The following is a 13697-nucleotide window of genomic DNA, read 5'->3' on the forward strand; positions in this document are numbered from 1 at the left end:
CTTTCAGGCTAAGTCCTGCTATCGGAATACAGACAATTGTAGCTAAACTTAGCTCAACGATAACCCTGAGGGTTTTTCTTCTGCCAATTCCAAGTATCACGCATCATCGCATCAATACCACGCCTTACTTCCCAACCAAGCTCCTGCTTAACCAGTTTAGCATCAGCCCAGAAAGCCGGAAGATCCCCACTGCGACGTGGCAAAATCTGATAAGGAATCGTCACACCGGAGGCTTTCTCAAATGCATGTACCATATCCAACACCGAGTATCCAACACCGGCACCGAGATTATACGCCTTGAAACTGCTAATTTTCTGCAAATGATCCATCGCCACCAAATGGCCTTCAGCCAGATCCATAACGTGGATATAATCACGCACACCAGTCCCGTCTTTGGTTGCATAATCACCACCAAAGATCCCTAATTTCTCCAATTTACCGATCGCCACCTGAGCAATATATGGCAAAAGGTTATTCGGGATGCCACTAGGATCTTCACCAATCAGCCCTGACTCATGCGCCCCAACCGGATTGAAGTAACGCAAGGCAATAATAGAAAACTGTGGTTCTGCTTTAGCAAAATCCTGCAGGATCTGCTCGACCATCAGCTTAGAAGTGCCATATGGACTCGTCGTGCCACCAATCGGAGTTGTTTCAACATAGGGAACCGGCGAATTCGCGCCATATACGGTTGCAGAAGAGCTGAAGATAAACTGATGCACACCGGCACGACGCATTTCATCTAACAAGACCAGAGTGCCGGAAACGTTATTCTGATAGTACTCTAGGGGTTTATGAGCAGATTCACCTACCGCCTTCAAACCAGCAAAGTGAATCACCGCAGAGATTTTATGTCCATCGAAAATACGGTTCAGACACTCAGCATCCTGAACATCGCCCTGATAGAAGATCGCCACTTTGCCCGTTAGCTGCTCTACACGATGCAATGATTGTTCAGATGCGTTTGACAGGTTGTCTAACACCACCACATCCTCACCCCGCTCCAACAACGCCAGAACGGTGTGAGAACCAATATAGCCAGCACCGCCAGTGACTAAAATTGCCATGTGAACTCCTTGCATGCGCCTTGATGCTGAAAATGGGGATTCTTCGTCTGACCTGCCCCCAGGATTAGATACAACGCTCACTGGTAATCCCCCCGTTTTTAACGGAGGTAATAAGTAGAATCAGATCATGCGTTGTCTATGCTGCACCGGTGTGTAGCCATCCAACGCCATATTGGGGCGTTCGTAATTATAAAACCATTGCCACTGCGTGGCATAGTCCTGTAATTCATCCAGTGATGAAAACAGGTGTTGTCCCAGCCAATCATAGCGTACCGTTCGGTTGTAACGCTCGATAGAGGCATTTTGCTGCGGGTTACCCGGCTGGATGAAGTTAATCTGGATACCTTGCTTGCAAGCCCATGATATCAATGTCTTATTAGTATATTCCGGTCCATTATCACACCGTATTGCTGCTGGCTTACCTTTCCACTCAATGAGATGTTCCAACGTTCTTGTAAGTATCCCACCAAAGCAGCCCATTCACTTTTAGAGATCTTCCGACATACTGATTATGTCCACCTGAGGAGATCGCTATGCGTAAGATCCGATTCACCGAGCACCAGATCATTGCCGTCCTGAAATCAGTCGAGGCTGGCAGGACCGTCAAAGAGGTGTGTCGCGAGGCCGCTATTTCCGAAGCCAGCTACTACAACTGGAAGGCGAAATATGGCGGGATGGAAGCCGCTGATATCAAAAAGATCAAAGACCTTGAAGACGAGAATCGTCGTCTGAAGCAGATGTTCGCCGATCTGAGTCTGGAATGCAGGGCGCTGAAAGACGTCATCGAAAAAAGCTTTAAAACCCGCGATAAAGCGTGAGCTCGTCAGCTATCTGACCACGCAGTTTACGATGAGCATACGCCAGGCATGCAGGACGTTATCGCTGAGCAGGACGGTGTTTCGTTATCAACCGGATACGCAACGTGATGAAGCGGTGATCCAGAGGCTGACTGAGCATAGCTGGGGTTTTCTGTGTACAAAAAGGGCTGCATAGCAGCAGCCCCGTAGATATTATGTAGTAATCTTCCAGCACTCTGAGATCGTTAACAAAACCCGGCTACCACAAACTACGATCTTTATGTTCTAAGGGCAGCAATTTTGTCAACCTGCTATCTTTACACTCAGTGAGGAAATACCTTTTATTTCTTACCTCCTTTAAGGTGCATTTTCAGAAGGGATGACAACGATGCTGACAATGGGGACTGTATTGGGATATTGGACGCGATGCATCGGTTATTTTAATCAATGTGGTAATAGTCTTTATACCAAGCAACAAAACGCCGAACGCCCTCTTCTACCGGCGTTGCCGGTTTGAACCCAATTGTTTGATAAAGAGCAACGGTATCTGCACCGGTATCTAACACATCGCCCGGCTGCATGGGCAACATATTCTTGCGCGCAGTGATACCTAGCGCCTGCTCCAACGCATCAATGTATGCCATCAGTTTCACTGGACGGCTGTTACCAATATTATAAACGTGGTATGGCGCAGAGCTGGTTGCAGCAGAGCCTTGTTCAACGTTCCAGTCTGGGTTTGGCTGTGGTACAACAGCCTGTAAACGCACTATCGCCTCGACAATATCATCAATATAGGTAAAGTCTCTGTGCATTTCGCCATGGTTATACACATCAATACTTTCACCCGCCAATATCGCTTTAGTGAATTTAAACAGTGCCATATCTGGTCTGCCCCACGGGCCATACACGGTAAAGAAACGCAGGCCAGTGGTCGGCAAACCATAAAGATGAGAATAACTGTGCGACATCAACTCATTAGCTTTTTTGGTTGCCGCATACAAAGAGACGGGATGATCGACCGAATCTTGCGTGGCAAAAGGCAGCTTGCGGTTGAGCCCATATACAGAGCTGGAAGAGGCGTACAACAAATGCCTTACCTTATGATGGCGGCACCCTTCAAGAATATTGAGGTGCCCCGTTAAGTTTGCATCTGCATACGCATGGGGGTTGTCGAGCGAATAACGTACACCTGCCTGCGCCCCCAAATGGATCACCCGTTCAAATTGGTGTTCGGCAAACAGGGTGGCGATCCCTTGGCGATCAGCCAAATCCAGTTTGATAAACGTGAACCCCGGTTTACCTGCCAACTGAGCCAGACGCGCCTGTTTTAGGCTGACGGCATAATAATCATTGAGATTATCGATACCGACCACCTGATGCCCTGCCACCAACAAACGTTCTGCAACGTGGTAGCCAATAAACCCGGCAACACCGGTAACTAGAAACTTCATGCTCTCTCCTTAAATAACTGGTTGCACGGAAGCACCGCGGCCAATTGCGTAATAGGTGAAACCGCGTGCATACAGACGATCAGGATCAAACAGGTTACGACCATCAAAAATAAGCGGTTGTTTTAGCGTTTTTTTCATCAGATCAAAATCTGGCACGCGGAAATTTTGCCACTCAGTACAAATCACCAAGGCATCGGCATCCTGCAAAGCGGCCTCTTTGGTACCCATCAACCGTAAATCTGCCCGCTGGCCATAAATACGTTGGGCTTCACTCATCGCCTCAGGATCATAAGCTTGCACTGTTGCCCCTAACTGCCACAGGGTTTCCATCAGCACACGGCTAGAGGCTTCACGCATGTCATCCGTGTTGGGTTTGAATGCTAGGCCCCAAAGCGCGAAGATTTTTCCTTGAATATCATTACCAAAATGCTGCTGAATAAACTGAGCAAGCTTGTGCTTTTGCTGGTTGTTAACTTGCTCCACGGCTTGCAGCAACTTGGGCTGGTAGCCAATATGCTCTGCGGTGCGGATCAACGCTTGCACGTCTTTGGGGAAGCAAGAGCCACCATAGCCACTGCCAGGGTAAATAAAGTGGTAGCCGATGCGTGGATCTGAACCGATACCCTGGCGCACTTTTTCTATATCCGCCCCCAACAACTCGGCCAGGTTAGCCATTTCGTTCATAAAGCTGATTTTGGTTGCCAGCATGCAGTTGGCGGCATACTTGGTGAGTTCTGCACTGCGGATGTCCATCAAGATCATACGATCATGATTGCGGTTGAATGGCTCGTACAGTTCACGCAGTGGTTCAATCGCTGCACTATTATCTGTGCCGAGCACAATACGCTCTGGGCGCATGCAGTCTGCCACTGCCGCCCCTTCTTTCAAGAATTCGGGGTTGGAGACCACATCAAACGAGAGCTGGCACCCGCGCTGGCGCAGTTCCGCTGCCATTACGTCACGCACTTTATCTGCTGTGCCGACAGGCACCGTGGATTTATCGATCACGATTTTGTGCTCGATCATGTACTCGGCGATCGTCCTAGCCACCGCGGTTACATATTTGAGATCGGCCGAACCGTCTTCATCCGGCGGGGTGCCAACGGCAATAAACTGTATGGAGCCATGCTCCACACCTGTTTTAGCATTGGTGGTAAAGTGTAAATTACCCGCTTCATAGTTTTTTTGTACCAAAGGTGCTAACCCCGGTTCAAAAATGGGAATATTACCCTTTTTTAGCGCGTTGACTTTATTTTCGTCAATATCCACACACATAACATCATGGCCGACCTCCGCCAAAACTGCAGCTTGAACAAGGCCAACATAACCGATACCAAAAACTGTCACTTTCATTCGATTATCCAAATTTTTTAGACTTCTACGATTCACTATGTAAGTTACTATCTACGCTCTAAATACCTCGCACTGACACTGGCAAGTGCCAATAGATGAGTTTTTATCTACTCTATAATCACGAAAGATAATAATATCCATTCCTAGTTAATATTCTTCGCTGCCTGTTTCAGTGAAGCTTCTAGGCAATACTGAGACTGATGCAAAAAAACGTCCTCCCCTGTCAACGATTTTCGAATTCAGCCTTACTGCTTAACAATCTGAAAAGCAGTATATCTTTATTTATATACCTGCACTCCATGGATGAGAGAGAAATTGCATACTCTACAAATGCAATTTACATTCATTAGATTTAACACAGTTAAGCATGGGGAGTTCCAACGAAACAACCTTACTTTATTAATCGTCTTTCACATACAATAGGATTGTTTAACTTGAACTAAACCTCTAGTTAAACTGCATTTATGAATAATCATTCAGAGTTAGCTCTTATACCAGCACTAGTTATAATTTATAGCACTCTTTATACCCATAAACAAACTCTGACATACTTTCTGAAATGCTCACATGATGAGAGTAATCTATACCCGTCATATTTCAAGCTTGCTTGGGTATTGGCTGCCTTTGTTCACGTTAAATAATCTTGCCAAATAGTAGAACACTTGAAAGGAACTCAGCTCGATTTATACGCTCTGTGATATATTTATCATCTATTAAAGACGTTACGTTGCACGTATCAGCGAGCAAAACTCTCACACTGGTTATTGATAACGACATCATCCACACAAGCCGCAAAGTGGAGCACTGGCCAGAGAAGAACACGAAGTTCCGGTTGTTGTTCTTGCCAACCTATTCGCTTTGTCTGAATCCAATAGAACTGCAATGGTTATCGTTACACGAAACCATCAGTATCAAACCATGTGGCAGTTACTGAAATAGGTAAAACAGTTTCCGTTCCTCGGCAACCAACACGGGTTGACTTAAGTGAAGCGGTAATATGCAAAGCTATTTAGTCACATAGTCTATCCATGCTCCCAAGGCTTCACTCAGTGGCAGTCTGCAAGCAGCTCGAATTGCTTTGAATATATACCTTTATATAAATTTTAATTGTCAGATAGTGTATTTACAACATCATTTTTTTACATTAAAAATTTAATTCCAACAACGTCCAACCCTTCAATATGACCCAATAAATTCATAGAAGAACTGTCATCAATACTGCACATTTTATACGATAAGAAACTCATAGACAGTTCTGCCACCTCAACTATCCAATATTAATTCTTTTAGGATAAAAGCCAATACTTCCCTATGGGAGCATATACTGCAAGCCCTAGTGCTTAAAGTAAAGATAAAAATGAGGTGTCAATTCTTTGGTCATTGCATAAAAAGAAACATGATGATTCATACTCTCACTTTCATGAGTGCTCATAGCTTTTTTCTATTCAGTACAGCAAACGCGCATACTAAGTATTCAACCTTAGCATGCCTGCATCCTTATAGGGCATTTAAAGAACCCGACTGAATTTAAAATGAAGTAAACTCTCAGATTATCTATTGAATATCTAATCTAGGCTTGGCCCGCCCTCATCACGGATACAGCATGTATAACAGTATACTATCATTTTCCTTCTTGGCACACAGGCAACTATGCTGATACTGAGGGTTATCGCAAAAGGATATTTAAAATTATGGAATAAAAATTCACCCACTCTTCTTTAAAGAGAGAGTTTCAATCGTAGAAATATACCTATCAATTATTATTCTCTCATCGAACTCAATTTCAATTTTCTTACGACTCCTTTGTCCCATATTAATCCGTTCTTCATGCGACATTGATATTATTTTTTTTAATGCATTGAATAAACTATCTGTGCTTTGAGGTTTACATAAAAAACCATTGATACCATCATCAACAGTTTCACGGCAACCAATATTGTCTGTAGTTATAATAGGTTTTCCCATTGCACCAGCTTCTAGCAATGATTTAGGAACACCCTCCCGGTAATAAGAAGGTAAGACAACACAATCAACTTTTGCTATCTCGTCTTCAACTTGGTCAGAAATGCCAAGATAATTTACTGCACCTTCAGCAACCCATTTTTCCATTTCAAAAGTGGTTATAGCAGAAGGGTTATTCACATCTAGAAAGCCTAATAGTTTAAATTCGACTTTATTGCCATAAATATCTTTCAATTTCTTAGCTGCTTCAACGTAATGTACGACCCCTTTTTCATAAAGCATTCTAGCCACTAAAATAAACCTTACAATACTGTCATCTGGCGCCTCTGTCAAAACAAACCTAGATAAGTCAACGCCAGAACCAGGAAGTCTTTCTGTTTTTTCTACTGACACAAATTTACTATCTACGAAAAGAGATCTGTCATCATCATTCTGGAAGAAAACTTTATGTGCGAATTTTTGGCTAAACCCATAAAGTAACCTAGCTATTCTACACTTAACACCTCCATTAATGAATAACGAACCGAGGCCAGCGACGCTATTTATGACCTTAATTTGATAACCTAAGGAGGCCACTGTCGAATAAATGTTGTTTTTTGGTGTAAAATTCAAAACAACATCAATATCACCTCGCGAATATATAGTTCTAAAACTTAAAAGTGTTTTAATATCCTTAATAGGATTCGTTCCACCTTGGTCAATGTGAACATTAATAAACTCAGCACCTAAACCTTCAATCTTCTTAGAATACTCGTCATATGGCGAGATAGCAACAACGCGATATCCTTCATTTATCAATGCTCGGATCGTATTCTTCCTAAAATTATAAATATACCAACTAGTATTAGCTGATATAGCAACTGTACACATTTTATTATCATTTCCTATGCAAAATTTAGCACTCAATTATATTCTTCCCACAGTTTTCCTAACATATAGTCTGCATATACTGGCCTAATCGGTTCCCAACCGCTTGCGTGACAAAATGTCATTTCACCAAATAAAATCCTTCCATTTATATTATACATATCTACTCTTACATATTTGAATCCTTGTGATAATATTTTCGCCTTACTTATTAGCTCCTGCATGTTTCCAGGGAAAATAAAGTCATCGCCAATCTCACTATACTTAGGTTGGATTTTGAAATCCTGACGATTTAAATCCTCATTATAAATTGAGCGTTTATGGTCTCCAAATCTATCACTATCAACTTGAATATATATGACAGGATCATCCATAGAGTTAAAAACGTGCACTTTAAAATCAGTAGGGATCTCACCGTTCTCATTCACAATTAACTCTTCAAAAATAATTTTTGGCTTAGATATATCATAAAAAAGCTCATCTATTTTAGACCCAACTTTATGCTTTAAATATAAATTGAACTTCTTACATGTTTTTGATATATCGATAGAATCTTTATCTCTAACAATCATGACATTTTCGCCTCCACCACCATTTGAGGTTTTTATTACGAACTGCTTTGGTAAATCAATAAAATCTGCAGGCTCTAATATATCTTTAACTTTTATCAATGGAATTAAGTATTCATTTCCGATTGTATTGGCCACGAATTTTCTAACTTCATGTTTATCGACCAAAACTGATAATGCTTGAGCATCCGAATGAAACTTTCTGTAAACTATCTTCTCCGAAAAAGTCTTTGGGTTATTAAATCTTGGCCTGTATTTATGTACAATAATAAAACGCAAGAATGTATAAAAACGCCTACCAAGCATCATTCTAATAACGTCTCTAATCACATCCTTTATTTTTTTCTTCACCATCACCTCTGCACATTAACAACATTGATAAAGTTCTTGACATAGGCAGCCAAAGAGAAATTCTCTTCAATAAAATGCCTCCTATATTCCTTGTCATGATCCATTTCGTAGACATTTTCGATCAAAGAAAGAAATTCCTCTGCAAAAAAACCAGATGATGCAGAATATGTTGTAACAATGCCGAGATTTTTATTTTTAATAATATCATTAACACCATCAACTTTTGCTGATATAACATAACATCCCGAAAGCAGTGCCTCAACAACGACTCTAGGTAATCCTTCTTGATGACTTGCAAACAGAAAGAAATCCGCCATTCTCAAATAGTTAAGGACATAAGGTGTATGTGGAATAAGGCTAACCTTATCGGCAATATTTAACATTTTTATTTTAAAAAGTAACTCATCGTTGTAGCTGTAGTCAGCTTCAGTTGCTGGACTACCTAAAATATATAAATATTTATTTTCAGCATCGATGTTACTAAATGCTTCAATAATAGCAATTTGATTTTTCCTTTTGCAAATACTACCAACAGTGATAAAAACCTTATCAGTATCAGCGTGGCTTTTATTTAAAAAAGCATCTATAGATGGCTTTGTAATTTGAAATCCTGTATGCACGAGAAATATTTTCTTCTTATATACCTCCTGCTCCTTAAGCGAAAAAACATTTATGCAATCACTGGAGATAATTACTATTTTACTTGATAGGAAGGCAGCTATTTTCGTGATAAATTTCACCCTGTCATTAATTCTTATATACCAAATTATTTTTTTTCCATTCAAGAATAATAATGGCATAAATAATAAAAAGCTACGAATGTCATTCACACATATAGTATTATATTTACCAAGAGAGTATTTGAAGACAATTGAGATCCAAAAAAAGAAGAGTGTGAATACATAATAGAACCTATTAAATAAATTAACAGACCGCCGTGACATTAATAAAACGGATGGTGTATTAAAAATAACACATTTCACCCCTTCCTTTTTCGCTTCAGTTGCAAGAATGTCGTACTTTGTAGTGATTATTTCTACTGCATTCCCCTCATCAGCTAATCCTTTAGCCAAGGCGAGCATACTCCTAGGTGCGCCATAGAGACCTTTATAATAGCTATCAATAAAAACCATCTTACTATTTACTGTTTCTTTTAAAGACATTTATATACTCACTTATAATGTTATCTTCTTTGTATTTCTCAATGGTTTTAAAAATAAGAGCTTCATCCCAGGTATGCTGAAGTGCTTTTTCTATACTAACAGCAAGTTTTTGGTGATTTAAATATTCAACTAAAAAACCGTTTACCCCGTCCAAAATAATCTCCTCAGGCCCACTAGGGCAATCATATGAAACAATAGGTGTCCCATGAGATAGAGATTCTAGCAAAACATTTGGAAAACCCTCATTTAATGAAGATAATATAGTGACTGTTGCCCCTGAAAAAAACCTAGATACATCTTTTATGTGCCCATGAAAATTAACTCTATTAAGGATATTCTCTTCATGACAGTAAGTAGTTAATTTATCGAGTTCAGGGCCATCTCCAACTATGTCAAGGTAAATATCTTTACCTCTTTCGATGAGTAATTTGTGAGCCTTTAAGATATCTATTATATTCTTCTGGCGGACAAGACGACCTATATAAAGCATGCTATTCTTACTACGTACTATATTATCTTTCTTTGGAATTCGAACCGGGTTATTAATAACCACATAGTTATCCTTAACACCAAAGTTACTTAAAACATCTTTTTTTATGCCCTCGGATTGAAAAATGTAAAAGTCCATTTTTTTATAAAATAACTTCATCATCAATCCAACAAAAATTCTGTAACTTTTTTTCTTAAGCTTTATCGAGTAGGATAGTGTATTATTTATTCTAGATATAATCCTCACATTTTTCATCAAAATAAATTTGCAAAAAAATAAAACCAAGGCCAATTCGTGATTAAAAACCAGAATGGACTGTATATCGTAATTTCTGATGAGGTGAACTAATTTAGGAAAACTACGAATAGTTCCGGCTTTTCCGAGAAAAACAACATTTACTTTATCATTGATATAGTAATCACAACCTTCACTATCTAGAACAAACAAGTTAACCTGATATTCTAGGTAAACCATTTTACTTGCAAGTAGTGAACAAACCTTCTCTGTACCTCCCCCCTTCAGCGAGTTAATAAGTAAGTTTATTTGCATCTGCCTTGCCCCTCCCATAAATAAGTATCACTCCTATAAAAAGAATAAACATAAGGCTTGTTAGCTTTATTTTAGTCAAAAAGACTAAAGTTAAAACAAGTGTAATCCTTATTGACCTTGTTTTAAGATATACGAAATAAAAAAGAGAAAAGAGACCTACCAACCCAAACTTCATAAAGATAAATATAATTAGGCCATTATCATTTATTGCTGCAAAACCGTTTTTAGCCCAAGAAGTTGACTCCAGTTGATACAGATATGCGATTGCACTAGGAACACCAACAGGCCCATTTCCAAATACTATCTCGATGAAAGGCTGATCAAATAAAACTTGAAATAGATTTTCTCTTATACCAATTGCATCATAATCACCAGATGTTCTTGCTTCAAATAGTTCAAATAAAAAAGGGAGTGATAATATAACTAAAAAAAAGAAAAATGGAAGAAACCTAAATAGCCTACGGCCCTTTATATTTAGGAAAGCAATAAATAAAATCGACAAAATGACAGCAGCAAATGATAGCGTCAGAAAAAAAGAGAGCAATGCCAACTTGTCAATTATTTCAAGCCGCTCTTTTAAAAAATAACGAATCACTACAAAAGTGAAAACAATAGAGAAATATGTTGATGGTTCATTGAAAAAACCTGTCGGCCTAAATGTTGAACCAATGAGAGGCATTTTTACATCCCATGTATATCGTGGAATTTCCTCTGTAAATGGTGATAGCAGGTCAATATAGTACCCTGATAAATATACTGTTAAAAATTGTAAATAGAAAAAAATGACATGTATAAATAGACAATAAAAAATGACTCTATATATAGCCTCTTTATCATTTCCAACTATGTAAAAAAATATAAAAACCAAGACTATTTTAAATAGGGTTGTATAGTAGAACTCTAGCACTCCATAGCTCCCCATATTTTCTTTATAAGATAAAAATGAGAAATATGAGAGAAAAGAAATTATGGTTAGACACATTAATAGCTTTATTAAGGCTTTGCTGATAGATACACTAATGCCGACAGCTGGTATCATTAGAATTAAAAACGGCAATATAGGTAGTATCAGAAATAGCCTATCATTATCGTGATTTTCCAACGAAAAAATAAAGACTATAAAGCTCAGTAACGTTACAATGGCACTCCCATTTTTATAAATTATCATATCGACCTATTTAATTTTCTATTTGCTATGATTTTCGCAGGTATACCAGCGAGAATCACATCATCTGGAAAGCTTTTGTTAACCACTGCGTTAGCACCTACACTAACATTGTCGCCAAGTTGAATCCCTCCAAATAACTTTGCCCCTGGTCCTATGTAGCAATTGTTACCAATTTTAGGCGCGCATGAGCTATCTGTAGCACTAGCTCCAATATTAACACAAGCATGGATTCTGCAATTACTCCCTATTCTTGCCTTACCATTAACAGCAATAGTTCCATAGTGTGCTATTGAGAGCCCTTCAGAAAAAGTATTCAGTGGTATGGAAAAACCTAATTGTCTACCTTTACGGAGATACATAATCCTAGTAATTACTTTCATAATTACATTTTTTGAACAATTATTATAATATTCCGCACGTCTTAATCTTTTTTGATATATCCAGACATCATTAAAAAAGTAACTTCTCAATGTACTACTTACCTTGAGGTTTCTTTTATCAGCCTCTAAATAACGACGATAGTCTTCTTTATTTTTTATCATTTTTTCTCTCCTTTGAAAGAAAAATACATATATAGCGCTATAGTAGTTACATAAAAAATCGTCGATAATAACACTAAAAAAACCTTATCATCTACAGCAATAAGTTTAACAAGCCCTATTAAAAGTGCAGAAAAGAGCATAGGATACATAGGTAAGATAGCTAAGCTGCGTATAGTGACATTTAACATATTAGCCGAAAAGTATGTATTAACTGATGAGTTAATAATTGAAAGAGTTAAAATAGACCATACAATAGCCTCTAAACCAAATAAAGAGGAAACACATAAAGTAATGATCCCGAATATTCTTTTATAAACTTCTAATTTAAGAATTAACTTCCCTTGACCTTGCGACTTCATTAAACACCGTAGGTAACTTTCAATAATAATGCCAAAAGATGACAATGTGAGAATTTTCAGTAACGGTATCGTATGATCCCATTGTTTTCCAAACAAAGTTTCCACGAAAAAGTCTGTATTTATATATATGAACGTTGGTACAGAAAAACCTATAATGCAAAACTTAGGGATAACGAAATTTGTAAATAATAAAAACTCCCCTTTATTTTCTAGCTTTGATAATTTTGGGAACAACGTTTTATCAGCTATCAATGTCAGAGTATTTGTGTAAAGATCATTAACTCTTTGTGCTTGAAAAAAATAACCTGACATACTTGAACCAAAATTCTTACCTACTAAGATGTTAACTATATTAGAATAAAGTGAGAATATTATTGATGACGCCATCAGTCGTCCGCCGAATGAATAAAGTTCAAGAAATTTATCTTTAGAAAAACCTATTCTTGGCTTATATGAACTAAGGGAAAAAAATAAAACAGCAATAATTAGTGACTCTATTAACTGAGGTAATACAAGGCTCCAATACCCGAACCCCTGTAACGCCAGCACAACAGATAATATAGATGCGATTATTGCAGAAAATAAAAAAATAAATACTTGGGGCTTAAACTGTAATTGTCTGGTCATTATCGCAATTTGTGTTGTTGCGATAGATTTTAATATTATAGTAACTGAGAGCACTCTAACAATGTTTTCAAGTTCTTTATAGCCATAGAATCTTGATATATACGGTGCAAAAAGAAATATCAACGATGATAAAATAAATGCAACAGCAAGATTAAATGAAAATGTTGTGTCATAGTAATCATCTGTATTGATATTTTTCTTTTGAATTATTGCTCCTGACAATCCAGAGTCAATTATTATATTGGAAATTGCAACTATAAATGCAACCATCGAATATAGGCCAAGATCACTTGGAGTCAAATATCTTGATAAAATAACAATTAACAGAAGCCGAATAACTACCAGCCCAATTTTTTCAATTGAAACCCACAAATATGACATT

At 38.4% G+C, this 13697-nt stretch carries 10 protein-coding genes and 3 pseudogenes; 2 read left to right on the plus strand and 11 right to left on the minus strand.

Going from position 1 to position 13697, the window contains the following annotated elements; all coding sequences use genetic code 11:
• Positions 1 to 53: 53 nt before the first annotated feature.
• Positions 54 to 1067 carry a UDP-glucose 4-epimerase GalE gene (gene galE / locus Z042_RS19465; RefSeq protein WP_024911802.1) on the minus strand — a complete coding sequence of 338 codons (1014 nt, stop codon included), beginning with the start codon at positions 1065 to 1067 and terminating at the stop codon, positions 54 to 56.
• A 120-nt stretch (positions 1068 to 1187) separates the two neighbouring features.
• Positions 1188 to 1520, minus strand: a pseudogene (locus Z042_RS19470) (integrase core domain-containing protein); the annotation flags it as partial.
• Positions 1521 to 1600: 80 nt separating this feature from the next.
• Between Z042_RS19470 and Z042_RS25750 the strand changes: the two are divergent.
• Positions 1601 to 2021, plus strand: a pseudogene (locus tag Z042_RS25750) (transposase); the annotation flags it as partial.
• Positions 2022 to 2304: 283 nt separating this feature from the next.
• On the opposite strand, the gene Z042_RS19480 reads toward Z042_RS25750, so the two are convergent.
• Together Z042_RS19480 and Z042_RS19485 are read right to left on the minus strand one after the other, a co-directional pair.
• Positions 2305 to 3315, minus strand: coding sequence for an NAD-dependent epimerase (locus Z042_RS19480; RefSeq protein ID WP_024911799.1), 1011 nt, complete (start codon positions 3313 to 3315; stop codon positions 2305 to 2307).
• A 9-nt stretch (positions 3316 to 3324) separates the two neighbouring features.
• Positions 3325 to 4668, minus strand: coding sequence for a UDP-glucose dehydrogenase family protein (locus Z042_RS19485; RefSeq protein ID WP_024911798.1), 1344 nt, complete (start codon positions 4666 to 4668; stop codon positions 3325 to 3327).
• Between the two features lie 710 nt (positions 4669 to 5378).
• Between Z042_RS19485 and Z042_RS25280 the strand changes: the two are divergent.
• Positions 5379 to 5578: pseudogene (locus Z042_RS25280) on the plus strand (transposase); the annotation flags it as partial.
• A gap of 794 nt (positions 5579 to 6372) precedes the next feature.
• Here Z042_RS25280 and Z042_RS19490 read toward each other — a convergent pair.
• From Z042_RS19490 to Z042_RS19520, 7 genes are all read right to left on the minus strand, one after another.
• Positions 6373 to 7536 carry a glycosyltransferase family 4 protein gene (locus tag Z042_RS19490; protein ID WP_335337159.1) on the minus strand — a complete coding sequence of 388 codons (1164 nt, stop codon included), beginning with the start codon at positions 7534 to 7536 and terminating at the stop codon, positions 6373 to 6375.
• Positions 7533 to 8420, minus strand: coding sequence for an ATP-grasp fold amidoligase family protein (locus Z042_RS19495; protein ID WP_024911796.1), 888 nt, complete (start codon positions 8418 to 8420; stop codon positions 7533 to 7535). The genes Z042_RS19490 and Z042_RS19495 overlap by 4 nt, the downstream gene beginning before the upstream one ends.
• Positions 8420 to 9580 (minus strand): glycosyltransferase family 4 protein, encoded by a 1161-nt coding sequence (locus Z042_RS19500; protein WP_025297206.1) that lies wholly within the window; start codon positions 9578 to 9580, stop codon positions 8420 to 8422. The genes Z042_RS19495 and Z042_RS19500 overlap by 1 nt, the downstream gene beginning before the upstream one ends.
• Positions 9555 to 10619 carry a glycosyltransferase gene (locus tag Z042_RS19505; RefSeq protein ID WP_024911794.1) on the minus strand — a complete coding sequence of 355 codons (1065 nt, stop codon included), beginning with the start codon at positions 10617 to 10619 and terminating at the stop codon, positions 9555 to 9557. Before Z042_RS19505 ends, Z042_RS19500 begins: the two co-directional genes overlap by 26 nt.
• The gene (locus Z042_RS26305) at positions 10597 to 11298 is read right to left on the minus strand and encodes a hypothetical protein (protein WP_156030379.1); all 702 of its coding nucleotides are present in this window, start codon (positions 11296 to 11298) and stop codon (positions 10597 to 10599) included. The genes Z042_RS19505 and Z042_RS26305 overlap by 23 nt, the downstream gene beginning before the upstream one ends.
• A 485-nt stretch (positions 11299 to 11783) precedes the next feature.
• A complete protein-coding gene (locus tag Z042_RS19515; RefSeq protein WP_024911792.1) occupies positions 11784 to 12329 on the minus strand; it encodes a serine O-acetyltransferase in 546 nt (181 codons plus the stop codon).
• Entirely contained in the window at positions 12326 to 13696 is a 1371-nt protein-coding gene (locus tag Z042_RS19520) for a lipopolysaccharide biosynthesis protein (protein WP_024911791.1), read from the minus strand. The genes Z042_RS19515 and Z042_RS19520 overlap by 4 nt, the downstream gene beginning before the upstream one ends.
• Position 13697: the final 1 nt, after the last annotated feature.

The organism is Chania multitudinisentens RB-25 (genome assembly GCF_000520015.2).
GTDB classification, from domain to species: Bacteria; Pseudomonadota; Gammaproteobacteria; order Enterobacterales; family Enterobacteriaceae; genus Chania; species Chania multitudinisentens.